The sequence below is a fragment of the Psychrobacter sp. Arc9 genome, assembly GCF_041431295.1.
Taxonomy (GTDB): Bacteria; Pseudomonadota; Gammaproteobacteria; order Pseudomonadales; family Moraxellaceae; genus Psychrobacter.
Genome location: NZ_JASMRK010000031.1, coordinates 1 through 21,248, shown reverse-complemented (window position 1 = coordinate 21,248; position 21,248 = coordinate 1). Strand labels below are relative to the sequence as shown.

The following is a 21,248-nucleotide window of genomic DNA, read 5'->3' as shown; positions in this document are numbered from 1 at the left end:
CCAGTGCAATGACTGGTATTAATACAACTCGGTTAAGGAAGACACTAATGAGTAAACCTTCTTCGTTTTTTGGTCAAGATACGCTCTCTCCAAATGAAGCTGGACACAGTTTGGGTTCAATTGGTACGTTTGCGCTGTGGTTTGGTGCCAATATCGTAGTCACGACCATTTTAACTGGGATGTTGTTGGTACCAGATCTACGATTTACTACTGCTATCACGACCGTACTCATTGGTTCTTTAATCGGTGCAATTCCACTGCTTTTGGTTGGTCTGATGGGCCAACGTACCGGTTTGCCATCGATGGCTCTGACACGTAGAGCTTATGGGCCACTTGGTAGCCAGTTGATTTCATTGGTAAACATGGGTGTGCTCATTGCGTGGAGCTGTATTCAGGCGCTGCTCGCTGGCATGAGTCTGAATTACGCGATTGAGGCGACCACAGGTTATAGCAACCTACCACTATTTGTGATCTTGTGTGAGACAGTCGTGGTGCTAATTGTGCTACGTGGTCACCTCGGTATTGAGCTGGTCGAACGTTGGGCGGCACTAGCCATGGCCGCGCTTACCGTTATCGTGCTCTATCAACTAAACCAACATTATGATGTATCGACCCTGTTTGAGATGCCAGTTGAATCACGTAATGGTATTACGTTAGGTATCGCGTTTGATATCGTTATTGCTACTGCATTCTCTTGGATGTCTTCGGCAGCCGATTACAACCGTAACTGTAAGACTTCAAAGATTGCCGTATGGGGTACTTACTTTGGCTACATTATGGCGGCTATCGTTGCTATGGGTTTGGGTGCGACGATATCAGGGCTTTCTATCTTAAACGGTATGGAACAGACTTACGACCCGACTCGTCTGCTTGCTGACTTTGGTTTCGGTTTGCCAGCTGCTCTAGTTATTTTCTTTTCAGTCATGACAACCAATGTAATGGCAGTCTATAGCGCAACGCTATCCTGCATGAACGTTGCTCCTAACATGAGCTTTTGGAAACCTGCACTTATCATTGGTTTGGTCACTATCTTTGGGGCGCTGATACCAGGTATTTTAGACCAATTCCAAAACTTCTTATTGATCGTAGGTGCACTATTTATCCCAGCATTTTCAGTCATGATTGTTGATTATTACCTTGTTGGTCAAGAAGGCTATACCGCAAAGCTGCTTGATTCTACTAAACAGTTAGGCCGTCCTACTGCAAAGATTGCTATCGCAGCATATCTAATCGGTGCAGCACTCGCCGCATACTGGACTTTGATAGCGCCTCCATCTTTCGGTGCTTCATTACCTGTCTTTATCATTACTGGTGGACTTTACTGGTTAGGTGCGACTCTGTTTACTCGTCCTAGTAGCGCTGTCACTTCAGCTCAAAAGGAGCCATCATTATGAAATTGATGATTGCTCAAACCAGTCCTTTACTGGCTGAACCTACAGTTAATCTAGAAGCTTTAGAGTCGCTTTGTCGCCTAGCAGTAGAGGCAGAAGTAGATCTGATCGCGTTGCCAGAGCTTGCATTCACAGGCTACAACATCTTTGAGCGTCTTGATCGCTTAGCGCAAACTATCGATGGTCCAATTGTCACTGAAGCAGCTAGGCTTGCTGATAAATATAACTTGCATCTATTGTTTGGTCTCGCTGAGCGCCAGTCTAATGATGAGTTAAGCAACTCTGCCATACTGCTAGATGACAATGGGCAACACCTTGCGACTTATAATAAGCGTCACTTATGGGATCGTGAAAACGAGTTCTTTATAGCAGGTAAAAAGTCCTGCGTGGTTGATACTCGATTCGGTAAATTAGGATTGATGATTTGCTACGATAATGAGTTCCCAGAAGTGGCAAGAGAGCTAGCTCAAGCGGGGGCAGAGGTCATACTGTCACCAACAGCAAATATGTTGCCAAATGCAGAGCGTCAAGTACTGCAAATTCGCGCTCGTGCCATGGACAATCAATGTTTTGTTGCTTGTATCAACCGCTCAGGCGTAGAAGACACCCTTCATTACTGTGGCAATAGCATCGTCGCTGATCCCGATGGCGAGGTAATCGGGAGGCTTGGTCTGACCGCTGGCACGATGATAGTAGATATCGATCTCGCCCGTATTGATGAAAGTCGCACGCACCAAAATTATCTTAAGGACCTGCGTGCTCTTAAAGATACTCATGTCGTTAATGGAGCTGACTTATGAGTGAGCAGTCATTACCTCGAATCAAACCAGAAAATTGGTATCGCACTACCGTGCATAGCGATGGTATCACGCTCATCGATGAGCCGTGGATCAAGCCGTTTTTTCGCTGCAATCTATGGCACGTGCGCGGCAGTCAGCGTGACTTGTTAGTAGATTTCGGATTAGGGGCAGTGCCGCTGCGCCGTCATGTTGCTCTGCTTGCTGATCGCGATATTGTTGGCGTTGCCAGTCATACACATTTTGATCACATTGGCGCTGCGAGCGAGTTTGACTGCTGTCACGTCCATTCTGCTGAAGCGCATATTCTCGCTGAACCAGACAATGCTCGTACATTGGCGGATATGTTTGTCAATGACGAGATGTTTGACGCGCTACCGCCCGAACCTTATGCCCATTGCGGCTATAAAATCATTGCACCCGCCAAAATTATGCCACTAGAAGATGGCGACATGATTGACTTAGGTAATCGTCAATTTGAGGTCATTCATACACCGGGCCATTCTCCAGGTGGTATCGCCTTGTGGGAAGCTGCTAGCGAAACGCTGATTTCTGGTGACCTTATCTATGATGGCCCATTAATTGAAGATACGTGGCACAGCAATATGTCTGACTACGCCAAGAGCATGCGCCGCTTAAATGCATTGCCAGTGAGAATCGTTCATGGTGGTCATTTCCCTAGCTTTTCAGGTAAACGCTTAAACGTCATGATTGATGATTGGTTACGGCACCATGACTTGTAATGAATAGCACTTAATAACGATTAAAAATAAACCATTAACCAATATAAAAAATTTAACCCAATACTTATTAAAATCTTTAGGATGACTGACCCATGACCCAACTGACCCAAATGTCTTCTGACGTATCTACAGCCCCATCTTTAACCTGCGGTGAGCTATTGGTGCAGTGGCTAGAGTATTATGGTGTAGAGACTGTTTTTGGTATCCCTGGTGTACATACGGTAGAGCTGTATCGTGGTCTGCCAAATACCAATATTCGTCATGTGACACCGCGTCACGAACAAGGCGCTGGGTTTATGGCGGATGGCTACTATCGTGCCTCTGGCAAGATTGGCGTGTGCTTTATCATCACTGGCCCTGGTATGACCAACATTATGACGGCGATGGCGCAAGCACTGGCTGATTCGATACCGATGCTAGTGATTTCTAGTGTCAATAAAGTCAAAGACACGGGTAGTGGCGAAGGGCATTTGCATGAGTTGCATGATCAACAAGGCATGATTAGCAAAGTAGCATTGACGAGTAAGACTATTTGGCAACCTGAATCGTTACCAAAAGTCATCGCGGAAGCTTTTGCCTTATTTCACGGCGCACGTCCTGGGCCAGTACATATTCAGCTGCCTATCGATATTATCACTGCTGATGCTAGTCATGTTGCTAAGCCGCCTAAGTTAGATGCTGTAGCAAATAACCAAGCCGATACGAATAATTTGAGCCTACCACAGGTCACAAGACCACTGCCGAATCCTACGCAAATAGACCTAATCGTGCAGTCATTACAAACCGCTAAAAACCCTGTAATACTTTATGGCGGCGGCTGTGTCGATGTCGGCCACGATGCACAACGATTGGCAGAACTGATAGATGCACCAACGTTTTTGACAATTAATGCCAAAGGTTTGCTGCCACCTGGTCATCCATTAAGTTTGGGTAGCAACCAGTCATTAGACGCAGGCCGAGCCGTGATTACCGAGGCCGACTGGGTGTTAGCGATTGGTACTGAGCTTGGTGAAACTGACTATGATGTGTTCTTTAATGGTGGTTTCAAAATCAACGGCACGCTGGTACGTATCGACTGTGATGCCCAGCAATTGCAGCGTCCATTTAGAGCAGATATCGCGGTACTGTCCGACGCGCAGATGGCGATTAGTGGTTTATGTAGTCGCTTAGAAGGTCAGACATTCGATCATCAAGCACTGTCACGTGTCAATGAAGCAAAACAAGCCATCTTGAAGGATGTAACGACAGACTTTGCGGGTCAAAATGCATTACTAAAACTGATCAGAGATGAAGTGGAAGACGTCATTTTCGTTGGTGATTCAACGCAGCCTGTCTATAGCGGCAACCTTGGTCTTGAAGCCTTGGCAACGCGTAAATGGTTTAATTCATCGACGGGTTTTGGCACGTTAGGCTATGGTTTGCCTGCTGCTATCGGGGCCATGGTTGGCTCAAACCTACCTGTCGTCAGTCTAATGGGTGATGGCGGTATTCAATTTACGATTGCCGAGCTTATCTGCGCAGCCGAGCTTGAGCTACCATTGATCGTCTTACTATGGAACAACCAAGGCTACGGTGAGATTCGTCGTTACATGGAAGAGGGCGGTTTACCACTGATTGGTGTCAATATCAAAACGCCAAATTTTGAGCCACTAGCAGCAGGATTTGGCGCTGGCTATCGTAGAATAACCGATAAGCAGCAACTGCTAGACGCATTAAAGGCAGACATAAAGGGTAAACAACCAATCATTTATGAGATTGATGAAGCAGACGACTTTCTAAAAGAAATGGCTGAGACAGTGACTTATTTTAGTTAATAGTAATACTGGCTCTAATGCTACGGATAATCACGAGACCGATAGTCACAGTTCTAAAAAACGACAAAAAAATGACAAACGCTGGTTACGCAAGGAAGCACCTTCATGACGCCCAATGCTAGAGAAATGTCAGAAAGTAGGCATGAGCAAATACCGCGTTTGTTGACGGCGCTTGCTATTGTCGTTGGTACGACCAATGTATTGACAAAACCTAGCCAACAGCAGTCTTATGTGCAAGGTGCGATTGAGGCTATCACAGACGCTACCGTCGCAGTTGTGATACCGCACTCTCTTGTGGCACTATGGCGCGTCATTAATATCTGTGCCGCTTTTGATGTGATTATCATTGCTCAAGCGGCCAATACAGGTCTGACAGGTGGCTCAACTCCGAATGGAGATTATGACAGGCCACTAGTCGTGATCTCTATGCAGTTATTGGGCGGCGTGCATTTACTCAACGATGCAGCAGAGCTGATTGCTTTGCCAGCCGCTACTTTGCAGCAATTAGAGTCTACCCTTGCGCCACTAGGACGTGAGCCGCATTCAGTACTAGGCTCTAGTTGTGTTGGCGCCTCAGTGATAGGCGGCATCTGCAATAGCTCAGGCGGTATGTTGGTGCAGCGTGGACCTGCCTATACTGAGATGGCTTTATTTGCCAGACGCAATGCCTCAGGAGCGTTTGAGTTAATCAATCACTTAGGACTGGATTTGGGGTCGCATCCAGAGGAAATACTTGAGAATTTGCAGGCTGGCACGTTCAATGAAAATCTGAATAGTACGAACAGTAAAGCCTGTACCAACCACCGTTATCAGCACAAAGTCCGTGATTGTGAGGCAGAGACACCTGCTAGATTTAACAATGATCCCAACGGTCTGTATGAAGCATCTGGTTCAGCTGGCAAGGTCATTGTATTTGCGGTAAGAGTGGCGACCTTTGCCAAGCCTAAGCGAGAGCAAACGTTTTATATCTCGACCAACGACGCTGATACCTTCACCACACTCAGGCAACAATGGCTAAAAAGCGAGTTGAAATTGCCCGTGTTGGCAGAGTATATGCACAAAGACTATAACAACATCACAATGCACTATGGCCGAGATACTTGCTTAAGCATGCGCTTATTAACCGCTAACAAAATAGGGTCGCTGTATCGAATGCAAGCAAAGATTGGCTACTATCTGGATAAATGGCATCTCCCAAAGACGCTGCCAGATCGGATATTACAGATGACATCTAGGTTTATGCCGCCGTCGTTACCAGCCACTTTGACCACGCAGGCACTCTCATATAACTACCATTTGATTATAAAAGTCGCAGATGGTTTTGTTAATGACTTTGATAATGGCATTAATAAAAATTCAGATAAAGATTCTAATAAAACTGATGGCGAAAATATCGCCGCTGCGCAGGATTTTTTGCAAAACTATCTACAGCAGTATCAAGGTACGCTGCATGTATGCACAGAGCTTGAATCGCAATCGTTATTAATATTTCGCAGTGCCGCGACCGCTGCTATGTTCCGTTATCATAATTTAAATCAAGATAAATTTGGCGAGCTGCTATCGACCGATATTGCCTTACCTAGAAATGCCGTAGATTGGGACGAGACTCTACCTAAACACTTGCAAGAACAAGTCAGTAAAACCTTTTATCTGGGACATTTTTTCTGTCATGTCATGCACCAAGACTATTTATTAAAACCTAAGACCAATGCCAAGCAATTCAAGGAAGACCTGCTGGCATTTTATGATAAGCGTCATATTGAGTATCCTGCTGAGCACAATGTGGGGCATGTGTATCCTGCTAAAGCTGAGCTACATTATTTTTATAAAAAACTGGATCCAACCAATTCGCTTAACCCAGGTATTGGTCAGACAGAGAAATGGAAAAACTGGCAATCATCGCCCATCAAGGAGAAGTTAAATGACGAATACTATTGATAAATCGCAGCAGCCGATTTTAGGGAATAATACGGTCGATCCAGAAACGCCAAAAGCAGCACAGTGGCGTGCAGCAATGTGGAAGTTCCTATTGTTTTCAGCACTGGGTATTGCACTTTTTATCATACCGTTTGAGTGGGATGGTAAGGTCACAATTTTATTAGGTGTATTGACCGATACGCTACAAACCGTGTTAGGTGGATTTGTGGCCTATATTGCGATGGCGATAGTGACTATCTCCGCTCTTGGTGCACTGGCAGTCAAAGCGTTAAAGCCTAATTTGCATGAAGATTCACTGGTAAGAAAGCTTTTTGATGTTGATTGGTTTTGGCTGTCCACGCGTTTTTTAGGTATGTTGTTTGTTTGGATGATTTTTCTACAAGTCGGCCCCGAGTTTATTATCAATCGTAATACGGGCGGCGTCATTTTCGAAGATTTGATTCCTATTCTGATTCCGTTGTTCTTCTTTGCCATTTTATCGCTACCATTTTTGACTGATTTTGGCTTGATGGAATTTTTGGGTACCTTAGCCAGTAAAGTGTTTATCAAACTTTTCAAACTGCCTGGTCGTTCTGCTGTCGACGCAATGTCTTCTTGGTTTGGTGCCGCGTCTATCGGCTTGCTAGTCACCATGCAAGAATATGATAAGAGTTTCTACAGTCAGCGTGAAGCCGCCATTATCGCGACCACATTTTCCGTCACTTCTATCGCCTTTACCTATGTGGTTGCCAAAACCATCGGTGTAGACAATAACTTCGTCTTCTTTTATCTGACCATTGCGCTAACCGGTTTTATCGCTGCGATTATCATGCCGCGTATACCGCCATTATCACTCAAGCCTGATACGTATCACTCTGGCAAAAGCATGCTAGATGAAGGCATCCCTGCTGAATATACAACGTACCAGTGGGCAGTCAATCGTGCGGTTACTCGCGCGCATTCTATGCCAAGCTTAGGTAAAGTGTTCAAACGCAGCGTACACAATCTGTTTGATATCTACTTTGGACTGATTCCGGTTATCTTTGCTATCGGTACCATCGGTCTTGGCTTAGCAGAGTACACGCCTGTCTTTAATTGGCTCGCGACACCACTTGTACCACTACTTGAGTGGTTACAGATTCCAGAGGCGGCAAAGGCTGCACCTGCCATGATTATGGGCTTTGCGGATATGTACTTGCCAGCGCTAGTCGGTAAAAGCATTGAAAGTGAGATGACACGATTCATCGTTGGTGCTGCTTCAATTACTCAGATTATCTACATGTCTGAAGTAGGTGCGCTGATTTTGAAGTCAAATATTAAGCTAAATGTATTAGAGCTATTTTTAATCTTTATCCTTCGTACGCTTATCAGCTTGGTAGTAATTACGTCTGTGGCGCATCTACTGTATTAGTGGCGTGTCTAGTATTCACAAGGCATCTAGCCTGACGATAATATACAAATGGTCGGTTTTTCTGTAGTCAGTTAAACCGACCATTTAATCAATGACGTTACGGACGTTACGCATATAAAGACAACTCGATCAAAAATATAAGGCGATTGACCATTATGGAAATGCTGAACTCTACAGAATTAACCAGAGAAACTGCCATACAAACGGCTCAAAACGAAGTTGTATTAAATGCCGCTTATATCAATGGTGACTGGGTTACGATTGAAGCGCTCGCGACCGATTCTGGTGATGCAAGCTTTGATAATACGAATAATCATGCGTTGTATGATCCAAATTCAGGTGAGGTGATTGCAACGGCACGCTTATGCACCAGTGCTCATGTAGAGCAGGCAGTCGAAGCAGCTGATGAAGCCTTTGCTAGCTGGTCACAGACTAGTGTAAGTGAGCGTGCTCGCTATCTAAATGCAATTGCAGAGTCTATGGAGCAGCAATTCGATAAGTTGGTTGGGCTGTCTGTATTAAACAACGGTAAGCCAATTGAAGAAGCAAAGATAGACGTAGGGGACGCCATTGCTTGCTACCGTTATTATGCCAATCTCATCACAGAGCAGGCAACGTGGTCTAAGGTCTCAACGCTTGAGTCAGGCATTCGTTTGTTAAAGACATACTCGCCAGTGGGTGTTTGTGCGCTGATTACCCCTTGGAATTTCCCAATGGTGACGACTTCTTGGAAGCTGGCACCTGCGCTAGCGGCAGGATGTACCGTGCTATTGAAACCGTCTGAATTGACATTATTACCAGAGCTTATGCTAGGTAATATCCTATCGGAAATTGGCTTGCCAAAAGGGGTGGTTAATATCTTACCAGGTGCTGCCGAAGTGGGCACTGCTATGACCAGTCATCCACTGATTGACAAAGTATCGTTTACTGGTAGTAATATAGTCGGTGAAAAGGTGATGGCTCAAGCAGCAAAAGGCATCAAAGACATTAGCCTAGAGTTGGGTGGTAAGTCTGCCATCGTGGTCTGCGCAGATGCTGATATTGACTACGCTTGCGATTTAATCATTGGCGGTATATTTACCAATGCAGGTCAGATATGCTCGGCCACGTCGCGTTTGGTTGTTCATCAAGATGTCGCTGAGCAGCTGTTTGAGGCATTAAAAGTCAAAACGGAAAGTCTGCAAATTGGTGACGGTTTTGCGACAGAGACGCAAATGGGTCCATTGGTGAGCGAGCAGCAGCTGAATCAAGTTAAAAAATTCTTTGATATTGCGACAGCTGAAAATCTAAATTGCTTAACCGGCGGTCAGTTGTTAGAAGCATCTGGCTATTTTGCAACGCCAACTGTCTATACGAGTGTGCCAACGACCAGCCAGTTATGGATGGAGGAAGTGTTTGGGCCTGTATTAGTCTGTACAGCCTTTACTGACGACGCAGAGGCTATTCGCCTAGCCAATGATAGCAAGTTTGCTCTAGCAGCAACCATCGTGAGCGCCGATGAGACTAAAGCACTTGAGATGGCACTCCAAATAAAAGCCGGACATATTTGGATTAACGAGCAACAAATCGTATTACCAGAAGCAGGCTGGGGCGGATTTAAGCAAAGCGGTATTGGCCGTGAGTTGGGCGGTGATGGCTTGTCCGCTTATCAAAAGAGTAAGCATGTATTGCTGACTCATTAACCAGATTTTCACGTTTCTCGCTAGCCGTTATAAAGATTTGCACCTAGCTATCATTAAGGTTGTTGATAGCTAGGTCGCGCTCTAACATTACGTTTGTTTACCAGTGCGTTTGTTATATTAACTTTACTGTTATGCCCATTCAGGATAAAATTGAGCAATCATTCAAGTTTTATAGCCGTGCCCATTTTTATATGAGGTCACGGCTTTTTAAATGGGGCACATTATGTCACGCACCGCACTTTACAACCGTCATGACGCCTTGGAGCGTGCGCTACAGCTTTTTTGGCAAAAGGGCTTTCATGCCACCTCACTGAAGGATATCGAACAAGCGCTTGATATGCGTCCAGGCAGCATTTATGCCGCTTTTGGAAGTAAAGACGGCTTGTTTCAAGAAGCGCTAGAATACTATGCGCGTCTAGGATTGACCGAGCTTGAGCGAGTATTGAGCCATCATGAAACGCCTTTATTAGGACTGGCCGCTTATATACGTCAGCTTGGCGGGATTCGTGATAAAGCGTTACCGAGCCGAGCCTGCATGTTGGTCAAGAGTTTACTAGAGCTGGGCGCGCGTGAGCAGACAGCGTTAACCAAGGTGGAAATGCTGCTGGCAGGTATGGAGACACGTTTTATAGAATGCTTTAAGGAAGCGCAGAATGTCGGTGAGATGGATAGTGAGCTTGATCCGGTTAGGCTTGGACGCCGTCTACAGGCAGAAGTTATGGGGCTACGTGCCTTTGCCCAGCGTGACATAGAGAGCTCGACGGTACACGCCCTTGCTGAAGATATGGCTTTATCTATAGAAGCACTGCGACTCGATGATTCAGTAAATGCTTAGCGGTATGATTATGATGGCTGGGTTTTGATATGGTGTATATCTTCAAATGTTTACTTGGTAGATTCGAGCTCCTTGAGGGTATGATACCCACCATGTATACGAGTAAAAATAGTAACAGCGCAGGCAGTAGCAAAGATACCAGCAAGTAGCACAAAATGCTGAGGCCAAATGCAAAGAGCAATAAAAAGAGCAATAGTTTCGGTGCCTTCGGTGAGACCATTAAGATAGTAAAAGCTTTTATATTTAAACTGCGGCTTGTCCAATTTAAATTTTTCTGCAGAAATTGCAAAGGCCAAAAAGCTCGAACCTGTCCCGATAAATGCCGCTAATAACAACGCACCTGCAATAGCATTTTGTGCAGGGTTGGCCAAAATAAACCCAAGTGGCACAGCGGCATAAAACAAAAAATCAAGCGTGATATCTAAGTAGCCGCCAGCGCTTGAGCTTTGCTGTGCGTAGCGTGCCATTGCGCCATCAAGTCCATCAAAAATACGATTCAATATTATCGCTGCCAGCGCGCCATACCATAGCTTAAACGCGAGTAGTGGTAATGCCAATATACCAACTAAGAATCCAGCTACCGTAAGCTGATCAGCCGTGATGCCGAGCTTATGTAATGTCGCTACTATTGGGGTTAGCAGCGGCTTGATGACGGGCGTAATAAACTTGTCTAGCATGCGAGCTGCCTTTTGTATTTTGCTTGTTTTGATACTTTGTTTGGGTATTTAGCGTTAATATTTGACTCTGATATCTAAAATTATCGTCCTACATAAATAACTTTGCCATTGGCTGCTTCAGCGTCACTTTGGTCGTGCGTGACCATAATAGCAGGCAACTTATGAGTACGAATCTGATCGAATACCAATTGTCGCGTATCCATTCTCAATTGAGTATCAAGTTTGCTAAACGGCTCATCAAGTAGTATCGCTTTGGGCTCACTCAGCAGCGTGCGCAGTAGGGCGACACGTGCTTGTTGACCACCTGATAGATTATCAGGATGACGATCTCCCATCCCCTCTAAACCCACTTGCGCTAAAGACTGCGCTATTTTTTTAACTCGCTGTTTTTTGTTTCCTTTTGGCATGGCAAAAGCAATATTGCCTGCGACTGATAGGTGCGAAAACAGCAGTGCGTCTTGATACAGAACACCAATACGGCGCAAATGCGCAGGCAGGTGAGTCACATTTTTATCGTTTAACCAGACAGTACCCGTCGCGGCAAAATCACTCGCCAAAGTGCCTGTTAGCCAGTTTAGTAAGCTGGACTTGCCACTACCAGAAGGGCCCATCACGGTTAGGATGTCGCCACCAGCGATGTGCTCATTGATACTCAATAACTGCTCGTTTTGACGAAACAGTTGTAAGTCTTTTATCTGTAGAGATGATGGCATCAGGAACCCTTTATTTGTATTTTTCACGACTGATTATTTTAATGTTTGATAACGTTTGCTTTTGTTTGTGACCAGCCTGCTATCGTGCGCCACTTCTAAAAAAATATTTGGGTAGCATCCAAGCCAATATAAAACCTATAAGCGGTAGCGCCATTTGCATAATCGCATAGACAGCACTGGTACGCCGACTGGCACCATTCGCCAGTGTCACTGCTTCAGTCGTGATAGTGGCAATACGTCCGCCACCTGCCAATAGAGTTGGTAAATACTGACCAAAGCTGATCGCTAGACCGAGTGCTATAGCAATCAAAATAGGGGCAAATAGCTGCGGCAGTTTTATCTGAAAGAACACTTTAATTGGTGCAGCGCCAAGGCTGGCGGCCACATGAGCGAAACGAGGATCTAGGCGTCGATAGCTACTGGCCAGTGATAAAAACACGTACGGTAGCACGAATAAAAGATGGGCAAATGCCACATTAAAAAATTCTGATTGATGATTGGCCAACTGCTGTAACCATACTAAGCCGAATAGAAACGCAATACTTGGCACTAGTAGCGGTAAGTAAATAATAAAACTGGTGAAGTGTGACAATGGTTTAGCACTTAATTGCTCAGCTTCCAAGCATAGCAGAGTCAGAAAAACAGCAAAGGCAGTACTGACGGCCCCAATGCTAAGTGTATTGACCAGTGGTGTGCTCATTTGAGTAAAGGCATTTTGAAAATGTAGTAGCACGAATTGCTCTGGTAGCATCGCCGGAAACCGCCAAAACCCTGCAAATGCCCATAACACAAGGCCGGCGAGTGACAGCAGCATAAAACCAATCACGCCTACGGTAAGTATAGCGGTGACTTTTTGCCAAATAGCATCTGCATAATGACGTTTGCCATTAACTGATGAAACATTAAATATTGCTTTGATCGTTTTTTCGCCGCCCAGCCAAAATGCAACTAAACCTGCTGTCAGTACGAGTTGTAATAATGCGCCTGCTGATGCTTTGATACGCAATGTCAGGTCGACATCGTTGAACCATTGTATGATAGAGACGGCAAGCGTTGGCGGTGTATTAGGACCCAATATCAATGGCATCTCGACACTCGCACTGGCATAGGCCAACACGGCCAAAATCGGTAAACGTAGAAAAGGATATAACAAGGGCAAGACCACCTTAAAAAAAGCAGTAATTGGGTAATAACCTAAATTGAGCGCAACAGTATATTGTTGGCGCAATTTTTTGCCAAGTTCAGGCTGAGCAAGCGCGCCCAGTGCCATTAATAATAAAAACGGCAGCTCTTTTAAGGTTAAACCTAAGATGATACTGATACCGTATGGATCATGTGGAAACATACCATCGGGTGCCATCTCCCAACCAGTTAGCCACGGGGAGATGAGCCGTGCAAACATACCTGACGGCGCAATCAAAAACCCAACGGCAATGGCTGCAGCTGCATGAGGAATGACTAAGATAGGACTTAATAAATGCTCAATACGCTGCAACCAAACACTGTTAAAAAACGCAGCCAATATCATCAGGGCAATAACAAAAGCGAGTAGGGTGCTGATAAGTCCTGTAGCAAGACTTAACGCAGCCATCTGCGTGATGCCAGGCGTTTGCCATAGGTCTATAAACCCTTGCAGGTTCAAGGTTGTTTTTTCTAGGGCAGGAACCCAGCTTAGGGCAGGCAACAGTACACAGATAAGGCCACAGAGTACGGGTAGTATTAATATGATAATTAAGAGTTTGGGACTAAAAGACACGATACGCGTAAACAGGTCTTTTTTCTCAAGCGTAATAGGTCTAGGACTATCACCTTTTTTCGTTATTTTATCAAAACCTTGGCTCATGGACTCACCCCATAACGTGCTTGCCAGCCTTGCTGAATGGCCTCTACCCAACTTGGATGCGGCTCGCTTACCGTGCGTTTGACACTATCAAAGGGCAGGGCGCTTGGATGGGGCTGCTTGGTTTTGAATAACGCTTGTTGTGCAGGGCTAAGCGTAGATTGGACCAGTACGCTTTTGTCACCCCATACCGAAGGGGTTTGTTTTTTTGCTTGGGCTTCTGGACTCATTAAGAAGTTGGCTACTAATTGTGCCGCCTGAGGGTGGCTGGCATTATAAGGGATAGCGACAAAATGAGTATTGCTTAAGCTGCCGTCACTCATCGCATAGCTGCGAATGCTCTGGGGTAAGTCATAACGCTGTACGGCTGCAGGAACTTCTGGTGCTGAAAAGGTAAAGGCCAGACTCAGCTCAGTATCATCGACCAAGCGCCGCATCTGCGCACCTGTCTGCACGAACTGCTCGCCATTACGCCATAAGGTTGGATGAAAACCATCCAAAAACGCCCATAGCGGATCTAATATGAGCGCGGTGTTTTCTTCAGTGGCAGGCAAGTTGAGCTGTACGCTAGTGTTTTTACCCGTTTGAGCGTCTTTTTGTTCATGCAGCATAACTAAGACGTATTTTAAGAAACTCATACCCAAAAAATCAGGCGGTTTGGGGTAGCTAAAGCGGCCAGGGTTTTTTGCTGTCCAAGTGGTCAGTTCAGTTAGCGTTGTTGGCGGTTTACTGGTCGACAAGCTGTCATAATAAAACGTCAGAGAGGCTTGTCCCCACGGTGCTTCCATACCGTTGGTCGGTACACCAAAGTCAAAATTTACGGTTGGATTATTCTTTGGATCAGTCAACGCAAAGTTGGGCAGTTTATTGGCCCATTGTTTAAGTAATAACGAGTTTTCACTCATGGTGGCAAAGTTAGCACCATTAATCCAGACCAAATCAACACTGCCTTGGTTGTCATTATGAGCAGATTTTTCTGCGAGTACACGACTGACTGCTTCACTGGTGTCACTCAATTTGACATGGACTAAGTTGATATTATATTTATCATCGACTTGATCGGAGACCCATTGTAGATAAGCGTTAATCTGTGGATCACCGCCCCATGCATAAAAGTAAATATCTTGGTTGCTGCCTTTGGCTTCTATCTGCTGCCAAGGTGATAGGTCTTGGTTAATATTGGCAGTAGTTGGCGATGCTGTGCTTGCTGATATACCAATACAAATGCTCATCACCATAGCGTAGGTGCTATATCGCGTAAGACGTTTGAGCATCGGTAAAGCGGTAATAACGCGCATTCAAGTTTCCGTTATGATTTAAATGTTAGTAAAGCCGGTAAAGATTTCATAGTCTGCCATGTCAAACCAAACAGATATCACAAAATCTAAACCAGCTTTATTGGAGTCTTTTAACACTTTGCTGCTTGCGTCATTTAATGACGCTGATCAGCAAACTGTTCTTAATTAACTGATATTAACTAACTATCATTAACTAACCGCGACGCCACGTATGGTATTTTTCCAACCAGCTTAATACGGTCTCAGGCGCATTAGCACGTTTCCACTCACCAGCTGCGTATTTGTTGCCTTCTGCCCAAGTCGGGTAGCTATGAATGGTGCCCAATATTTTATTGAGACCCAGACCGTGTTTCATGGCCAGTACAAACTCTGCGATTAGGTCGCCTGCATGTTCAGAAACCACCGTAACACCCAATATTTTGTCTTTACCTTTTGGCGTGATGACTTTGATAAAGCCTTTAGCTGCGCTATCCGTAATGGCACGATCCAGCTCTTCAAACTCAAAACGAGTAATCTCGTAATCGATGCCTTTATCAATGGCTTCTTGCTCGTTAATACCGACACGAGCGACTTCTGGGTCGATAAACGTAACCCACGGAATCACACGATAATCTACTTTAAACTTTTTCAGATTGCCAAATAAACCATTCACGGCGGCGTACCAACCCTGATGGGCAGCGACATGAGTAAACTGGTATGGGCCAACGATATCGCCTGCAGCAAAAATATTAGGATATAACGTCTCGAGATATTCGTTGGTCACGATAGTACGATTGGTTTCGATACCTAGTGCCTCTAAACCATAACCTTCAAGGCGTGCGCTACGACCAACGGCACAAAGTAGCTCATCATACTCGATATCGATTTCTGTTTCATTGTGTTTGACGATAATGTATTTTTTGCCATCACGCATCTCGCAGCGCATTGCTTGATGTGAGGTCAAAATATTAACACCGCTATCAGTAAGCGATTGGTGAGCAAAGGTAGACACTTCAAGGTCTTCTTTACCCATAATGCGATCGCTCATCTCAATTTGCGTCACATTAGAACCCAGCCGAGCAAAGCTTTGCGCAAGCTCGCTACCGATGGGGCCACCGCCCAGTACGACGAGCTTCTCCGGGGCTTCTTCTAGCTCAGCAAATTTGATCCATAGCGTGTCACTGGTCACGTAACCTGTTTCTTCTATACCTGGCAGAGGTGGTACAAATGGACGAGCGCCAGTGGCAATGACAATGGTGCGCGCTGTTAGGGTCTGCATGCCGCCGTCATTTAGCTGAATTTCTACTGTCCACGGGTCAACTAATTTGGCATAGCCTTTGACCACATCGACGCCTAGATTGGTATAACGCTCAACGCTATCGTGCGGCGCAATATCAGCCACAACTTGCTGTACGCGTGCCATCACTTTTTTGAATGAAAACTGCGGTACAGTGTTCTCTAGACCGTAGTTTTCCCCATGACGAATTTGGTCAGCGATTTTTGCGCTCTTAATGATGGCCTTACTAGGTACACAGCCATAATTTAGACAATCACCGCCCATCTCACCTGCTTCAATCAGTGTGACTTTCGCTTTTACCGCGGCGGCAATGTAGCTTGTGACCAATCCGCCAGCGCCAGCGCCAATCACAATCATATTGCGATCGAACTTTTTAGGTTTGGTGTGGTTTTTATAAACACGGCGTTTTTTAAACATATTCAACACTCCTTTTGCTATTAAGGGGAAGAAACCTAATAACGCAAACGAGACAATTAAGTTGAAAGATAAAATACCCGATAAGCTGTCTATCTGTGCCAGCTGTGTCCCTGCATTGACGAAGACAAAGGTCCCAGCCAGCATACCGATTTGACTGACCCAGTAGTAAGTCCATGTTTTAATAGACGTTACACCCATCAATAGGTTAATCAAAAAGAATGGAAATATGGGTACCAGACGTAAGGTAAATAAATAAAATCCACCTTCTTTTTCGACGCCTGCATCAATAGCTGCCAACCGCTCAGGAAAGCGCTGTTTGATGGTGTCACGCAGTAAATAGCGCGATGCCAAGAAGGCAATGGTAGCACCAATACTCGATGCAAATGACGCAACGAGTAATCCCTGAACCAAACCAAATAGCGCACCAGCGGCTAGCGTCAGAATCGCAGCGCCTGGTAAGGAGAGGGCAGTGACGACAACATATAGTAAGAAAAATCCACCGATAATCAACAGCGGTGACTGCGCTTTGTATTCATTAAATTGCGCCATCGACCCTTTTAAGCCATCAAGCGTCAATAATTGATTTAGGTCAAAATAAAAAAAACTTGCCGCTAATATCAATATCAATAGTATTAAAAATATTCTTTTAATCATGAAAAATCCGGCCAAATAAGGGAGCGAAAGCTAAAACAGTAGTCATTGCTCAAACAGTAGAATACTCATTGTCTAAGTAACAGAATTCGAGTAACTATATTCAATAAAAATTGGCGATCAAAGCTAATTGTCTGAATCGCCTAACTACGATAAAAAAATGAAGTCGGCAGTCTTGATAGTATATACATTATGTCTTGTTGTCTGACATTTATACGACTGAAGCAATAAGCACTGCTGCCAACAGTTATACTGGAGACGTATTTTTACCCAATGTTAGGGTGTCATAGTCTCTCATTAAGAATAGCGCCAAACAGGCTGCCAGCATTGGCCATGCAGCAAAGAACAATAAGTTATCAAAAGGCGTTAGATAAAGACCAAAAGATGCAAACGTAGAGGCGGCATGTAGCAATAAAATGATGCCGTATGTCCACTTTTTGAATAGACCCATGACAAACGAGAAGATAAGAATGATTTGTAAGCTACCAATAACGTAAACAATAGTAATGCCCAAGTTTTCCAATGCATAGAATTTAGCAAACACATTGGCGGCATGCTCAGGATTTACAAATTTGTCGACTGTCCAAAAGAAAAATACGATGAAAACACCAAGGCGAAGAAATAATAGTGAGAGTGGCAAGTGTTTTGGCATGAATTATCTCTTTTTGAGAAAAAGCAAAAGTGAATTGGAACAAATTAAGCAAATAAAATGGGCACGATGGCACCGAACTATCAGGTAATAAACACAGGTAAAGTATGAATAATATTGAGTGATTACTCAAAAATAAACAAAGTATTACCACCATATGTGCTGAAAATGCATTGTAGTAGTTATTGAATAACTGTTCAAGTTGGTTGTATCTATGTTCTGGCAATTATGTAGCTGGGTTACTTTCTTTAACTAAACCAGCAATGTTAGGTTAAAGAAGCCTGATTTATGTACCTTTGATTGAGCCTATCGACACATTTGACGTTTATTTTGCGCTATAAAGATTTGCCTAACCTGTATAAACGCAAAAAGCCCTTTATAGAACATAAATTCTATAAAGGGCTTTTGAGGGGATGCTTAGAACACTATAGTAAAGCCAGCAGCAGTAGAATAATGCCTTACCACATCAAGTCATCTGGAATTACATAAGCAGCATACGGATCGTCTTCTGCCAATGCTTCTTCGGCAGTGTCGTTGGACACAACCATAAAGCCTTCCATTTTTGAATCAATACGATCCGCCAATGGGCGAGGCAGTAGCGCGTAGCTTTCTTCCAAGCGTGCGATGACTACGTGACCGGCCACGATTTGATCGTAGAGTTTCTGAGTGATAGCGATTTTCTTTACTTTGGATTCATCGACAAACTGATAGCTAACCTCACCTTCTGTCTCAGTAATTTGATGCTGCTTAATCATTTGGACGATATTGGCCTTTAATGCTTTCTCTTCCAATACGCGCTGTTTTTCTTGATTAAGCTTTTGATCTTTTTCTAGCTTTTGAGCTTGCGCCTCTGCCAACGCTTTTTTTGCTTCGACGCTTTCTGAGTCACCAGTACGCTTGGCATGTTGCGTTTGTTTGCTGATTTTTTTGGCCTTTTTGCTATCAACCAAGCCAGCCTTTAATAATTGAGCCTGTAGGGCATTTTTTGCCATAATCCAATCACCTAAATAACGATACCGAAATCATAAATGCTAAAAAATACATTGTAGCAAACTTTGCTAGCGCATGTGGTCAGACGATGATAAGACTTTATATATAGCTGAATTTCAGTCTGCGGTGAGCCATATACAATGCTGACGGTAACAAATTGCAACTATTGCAAAAGGGTCGCACACATCGCTGGATGAAGCCGTGTAAATTAGTTATTATCAAATGAAGGGGTAAATTTACTTTATAAGATAATTTTTAAAAGATAACTATTATGAAGTAAATGAAACATACCCTAATCCCTAATTAAAGAGCATAAGCTAAAGAGTATAAAACAGAGAAAATAAGCCAAAGAGCATAGCTTGGTCAGAACTAACAAGCTGTATAGGATTAAATAATTAAATTTAAGGACAGATTATGACAACATCACAGCACATTTTGGCCTGTATTGACGGCTCGGCAGTGACTGAATCGGTTTGTGACTATGCAGCATGGTATGCCAGTAAATTAAACGTACCTGTTGGGTTATTACATGTCAGTGATGTGCCTGCTTCAGTTAGGCGTGACTTGTCAGGCGCGATAGGCATCAATAGTCGTCAGTTTTTATTAGAAGAGTTGTCCCAATTGGATGAGCAAAGAGCAAAAGTCGTCAACAGCTACAGCAATGCGTTGGTACAAGATGCCAAAAGTCATATTCAAAGCAGTTTCGCTGATGTCAATGTTCGCGTTTATCAACGCCACGGCAAACTGCTTCCTAGTATTGAGCATTTCAAAGAAGAAAATCGTGCGATTGTAATGGGACGACGCGGAGAAGATCATAAGAACAGTCGGATCAATATTGGTAGTCAGATTGAGACGGTCGCTCGTGGGTCAGATATTCCCATATTGATTTGCTCAGAGAAATTTGAAGAGCCAAGCTCTTATATGATTGCCTTTGATGGTAGCAAAACCTCTATTAAAGCGGCACGAATGGTGTCAAAAAGTCCATTATTAAAAGGTCTAAAAGGCCATATCGTGATGGTAGGTAATCAGAATGACGCCGCCAAGCAAAGTATGAGCGCCGCCGCTGCACAGTTAGAAGATACAGGGTTTGTCGTTGAAGCACATCACTTATCTGCTTCTGATGCGGTAGATGGGTTGTTAAAGTTTCAGGTAGAGAACAATGTCGACATTATGGTGGTGGGTGCGTACGGACATTCGAAATGGCAGCAACTGTTTCTTGGTAGTACAACGACAGAAATTATCGCTAGCACGTTATCGCCGGTCATTCTAGTGCGGTAATAACGTCATATATTTATGTTTATCGTCTAGGGCGTGTCCTCAGTTTTATATTGTGGGTACGCCCTAATCATTTAATACCTTTGGAATACTTTATGCTAATTAATGCAGATTTTTCACAACGTGCTTCACTGGCCCCCGAAGCACATCAATGGATTAAGTCACCACAAAATGGTGTGGAGCGTGTGATGCTTGATCGTGTAGGCGCGGAGAAGGCTCGCGCTACCAGTCTTGTGCGTTACGCGCCAAACTCTTACTTTCCGCATCATCTACATCCAGGCGGCGAAGAGATTTTAGTATTATCAGGCACTTTTTCTGCAGATGACACTCATTATCCAGCAGGTTGGTATCTACGTAATCCGCCGACTTCAGGTCATCGGCCTTATAGTGATGAAGGTGCTGTTATTTTCGTCAAGTTACGGCAAATGTCGTCTGACGAAACGCAGCACGTGGCTATCGACACTTATGACGATGCTAATTGGCAACAACAAGGTAGTCGTACTGTCTGCCCGCTTTTTTCCGATGGGGTAGAGCACGTTAGTCTACAGCGTATCGATGCAGGCGAGTTATTATTCACTGAGACAGTTCATGGCGGTGCAGAAATATTAGTTATAGCAGGCAAGCTAATAGAAGGTGAGCAGGTATATCAGCAGGATAGTTGGATACGCCTACCGATAGATGCAAATGTACAAATAAAGGTAGGAGCAGAGGGCGCAACAATATATCTAAAAACTGGACATGTTAATCATGTCATTGGTTTGGAGGTTGAAGAAATTTAAATAATGCTTATTAATTGAGCCCATCCCGAATTCTGTGTAACTGCCCTTTAGATTAAATGCTTACTGATACGATCATCAAACATAATCATAAAG

At 44.3% G+C, this 21,248-nt stretch carries 17 protein-coding genes; 10 read left to right on the top strand and 7 right to left on the bottom strand.

What is annotated here, in order from left to right; genetic code table 11:
* Nucleotides 1-47 precede the first annotated feature (47 nt).
* The 8 genes from QO187_RS12320 (at nucleotide 48) to QO187_RS12285 (ending at nucleotide 10,590) form a co-directional block, all read left to right on the top strand.
* Complete coding sequence (locus tag QO187_RS12320) at nucleotides 48-1,394, top strand: cytosine permease (RefSeq protein ID WP_102093380.1); 1,347 nt, start codon at nucleotides 48-50, stop codon at nucleotides 1,392-1,394.
* Entirely contained in the window at nucleotides 1,391-2,191 is an 801-nt protein-coding gene (locus QO187_RS12315) for a carbon-nitrogen hydrolase family protein (RefSeq protein ID WP_102093378.1), read from the top strand. The genes QO187_RS12320 and QO187_RS12315 overlap by 4 nt, the downstream gene beginning before the upstream one ends.
* Nucleotides 2,188-2,931, top strand: a complete 744-nt coding sequence (locus QO187_RS12310; RefSeq protein ID WP_102093377.1) for an MBL fold metallo-hydrolase — start codon at nucleotides 2,188-2,190, stop codon at nucleotides 2,929-2,931. Before QO187_RS12315 ends, QO187_RS12310 begins: the two co-directional genes overlap by 4 nt.
* A 92-nt stretch (nucleotides 2,932-3,023) precedes the next feature.
* Entirely contained in the window at nucleotides 3,024-4,745 is a 1,722-nt protein-coding gene (locus tag QO187_RS12305) for a 5-guanidino-2-oxopentanoate decarboxylase (protein WP_102093375.1), read from the top strand.
* A gap of 105 nt (nucleotides 4,746-4,850) precedes the next feature.
* Nucleotides 4,851-6,683, top strand: coding sequence for a D-lactate dehydrogenase (gene dld / locus QO187_RS12300; RefSeq protein WP_102093374.1), 1,833 nt, complete (start codon nucleotides 4,851-4,853; stop codon nucleotides 6,681-6,683).
* On the top strand, nucleotides 6,667-8,073 hold the full coding sequence (locus QO187_RS12295) for a YjiH family protein (RefSeq protein ID WP_102093372.1): 1,407 nt from the start codon (nucleotides 6,667-6,669) through the stop codon (nucleotides 8,071-8,073). The genes dld and QO187_RS12295 overlap by 17 nt, the downstream gene beginning before the upstream one ends.
* Nucleotides 8,074-8,228: 155 nt before the next feature.
* A complete protein-coding gene (locus tag QO187_RS12290) occupies nucleotides 8,229-9,755 on the top strand; it encodes an aldehyde dehydrogenase family protein (protein WP_228153183.1) in 1,527 nt (508 codons plus the stop codon).
* A 223-nt stretch (nucleotides 9,756-9,978) separates the two neighbouring features.
* Nucleotides 9,979-10,590, top strand: a complete 612-nt coding sequence (locus QO187_RS12285; protein ID WP_102093370.1) for a TetR/AcrR family transcriptional regulator — start codon at nucleotides 9,979-9,981, stop codon at nucleotides 10,588-10,590.
* 50 nt (nucleotides 10,591-10,640) lie between these two features.
* Here the strand turns inward: QO187_RS12285 and QO187_RS12280 are convergent, their stop codons facing one another.
* The 7 genes from QO187_RS12280 to QO187_RS12250 all read right to left on the bottom strand — a co-directional run bounded on the left by QO187_RS12280 (nucleotide 10,641) and on the right by QO187_RS12250 (nucleotide 19,103).
* Nucleotides 10,641-11,267: a CDP-alcohol phosphatidyltransferase family protein gene (locus tag QO187_RS12280; protein ID WP_102093369.1), complete on the bottom strand. Its 627-nt coding sequence runs from the start codon at nucleotides 11,265-11,267 to the stop codon at nucleotides 10,641-10,643.
* 80 nt (nucleotides 11,268-11,347) lie between these two features.
* Complete coding sequence (locus QO187_RS12275; RefSeq protein WP_102093367.1) at nucleotides 11,348-11,980, bottom strand: ATP-binding cassette domain-containing protein; 633 nt, start codon at nucleotides 11,978-11,980, stop codon at nucleotides 11,348-11,350.
* Between the two features lie 79 nt (nucleotides 11,981-12,059).
* Nucleotides 12,060-13,823, bottom strand: coding sequence for an ABC transporter permease (locus QO187_RS12270; protein WP_102093365.1), 1,764 nt, complete (start codon nucleotides 13,821-13,823; stop codon nucleotides 12,060-12,062).
* A complete protein-coding gene (locus QO187_RS12265; RefSeq protein WP_102093364.1) occupies nucleotides 13,820-15,118 on the bottom strand; it encodes an ABC transporter substrate-binding protein in 1,299 nt (432 codons plus the stop codon). Before QO187_RS12265 ends, QO187_RS12270 begins: the two co-directional genes overlap by 4 nt.
* 193 nt (nucleotides 15,119-15,311) lie before the next feature.
* Complete coding sequence (locus QO187_RS12260; protein ID WP_102093362.1) at nucleotides 15,312-17,465, bottom strand: FAD-dependent oxidoreductase; 2,154 nt, start codon at nucleotides 17,463-17,465, stop codon at nucleotides 15,312-15,314.
* Nucleotides 17,466-17,709: 244 nt separating this feature from the next.
* The gene (locus QO187_RS12255) at nucleotides 17,710-18,114 is read right to left on the bottom strand and encodes a hypothetical protein (RefSeq protein ID WP_101205259.1); all 405 of its coding nucleotides are present in this window, start codon (nucleotides 18,112-18,114) and stop codon (nucleotides 17,710-17,712) included.
* 455 nt (nucleotides 18,115-18,569) lie between these two features.
* Nucleotides 18,570-19,103: a DUF2058 domain-containing protein gene (locus tag QO187_RS12250; protein WP_102078489.1), complete on the bottom strand. Its 534-nt coding sequence runs from the start codon at nucleotides 19,101-19,103 to the stop codon at nucleotides 18,570-18,572.
* A gap of 412 nt (nucleotides 19,104-19,515) precedes the next feature.
* On the opposite strand from QO187_RS12250, the gene QO187_RS12245 reads away from it, so the two are divergent.
* Entirely contained in the window at nucleotides 19,516-20,379 is an 864-nt protein-coding gene (locus QO187_RS12245) for a universal stress protein (protein WP_102093361.1), read from the top strand.
* 92 nt (nucleotides 20,380-20,471) lie between these two features.
* Nucleotides 20,472-21,155 carry a cupin domain-containing protein gene (locus QO187_RS12240; RefSeq protein WP_102093359.1) on the top strand — a complete coding sequence of 228 codons (684 nt, stop codon included), beginning with the start codon at nucleotides 20,472-20,474 and terminating at the stop codon, nucleotides 21,153-21,155.
* Nucleotides 21,156-21,248 lie beyond the last annotated feature (93 nt).

What these genes read in the sequence shown, in the direction of transcription:
- QO187_RS12315 (WP_102093378.1), top strand. Translation starts at nt 1,391, where the DNA reads ATGAAATTGATGATTGCTCAAACCAGTCCTTTACTGGCTGAACCTACA.
- QO187_RS12240 (WP_102093359.1), top strand. Translation starts at nt 20,472, where the DNA reads ATGCTAATTAATGCAGATTTTTCACAACGTGCTTCACTGGCCCCCGAA.
- QO187_RS12285 (WP_102093370.1), top strand. Translation starts at nt 9,979, where the DNA reads ATGTCACGCACCGCACTTTACAACCGTCATGACGCCTTGGAGCGTGCG.
- QO187_RS12305 (WP_102093375.1), top strand. Translation starts at nt 3,024, where the DNA reads ATGACCCAACTGACCCAAATGTCTTCTGACGTATCTACAGCCCCATCT.
- QO187_RS12245 (WP_102093361.1), top strand. Translation starts at nt 19,516, where the DNA reads ATGACAACATCACAGCACATTTTGGCCTGTATTGACGGCTCGGCAGTG.
- QO187_RS12310 (WP_102093377.1), top strand. Translation starts at nt 2,188, where the DNA reads ATGAGTGAGCAGTCATTACCTCGAATCAAACCAGAAAATTGGTATCGC.
- QO187_RS12280 (WP_102093369.1), bottom strand. Translation starts at nt 11,267, where the DNA reads ATGCTAGACAAGTTTATTACGCCCGTCATCAAGCCGCTGCTAACCCCA.
- QO187_RS12260 (WP_102093362.1), bottom strand. Translation starts at nt 17,465, where the DNA reads ATGATTAAAAGAATATTTTTAATACTATTGATATTGATATTAGCGGCA.
- QO187_RS12295 (WP_102093372.1), top strand. Translation starts at nt 6,667, where the DNA reads ATGACGAATACTATTGATAAATCGCAGCAGCCGATTTTAGGGAATAAT.
- QO187_RS12290 (WP_228153183.1), top strand. Translation starts at nt 8,229, where the DNA reads ATGGAAATGCTGAACTCTACAGAATTAACCAGAGAAACTGCCATACAA.
- QO187_RS12275 (WP_102093367.1), bottom strand. Translation starts at nt 11,980, where the DNA reads ATGCCATCATCTCTACAGATAAAAGACTTACAACTGTTTCGTCAAAAC.
- QO187_RS12265 (WP_102093364.1), bottom strand. Translation starts at nt 15,118, where the DNA reads ATGCGCGTTATTACCGCTTTACCGATGCTCAAACGTCTTACGCGATAT.
- dld (WP_102093374.1), top strand. Translation starts at nt 4,851, where the DNA reads ATGACGCCCAATGCTAGAGAAATGTCAGAAAGTAGGCATGAGCAAATA.
- QO187_RS12250 (WP_102078489.1), bottom strand. Translation starts at nt 19,103, where the DNA reads ATGGCAAAAAATGCCCTACAGGCTCAATTATTAAAGGCTGGCTTGGTT.
- QO187_RS12320 (WP_102093380.1), top strand. Translation starts at nt 48, where the DNA reads ATGAGTAAACCTTCTTCGTTTTTTGGTCAAGATACGCTCTCTCCAAAT.
- QO187_RS12255 (WP_101205259.1), bottom strand. Translation starts at nt 18,114, where the DNA reads ATGCCAAAACACTTGCCACTCTCACTATTATTTCTTCGCCTTGGTGTT.
- QO187_RS12270 (WP_102093365.1), bottom strand. Translation starts at nt 13,823, where the DNA reads ATGAGCCAAGGTTTTGATAAAATAACGAAAAAAGGTGATAGTCCTAGA.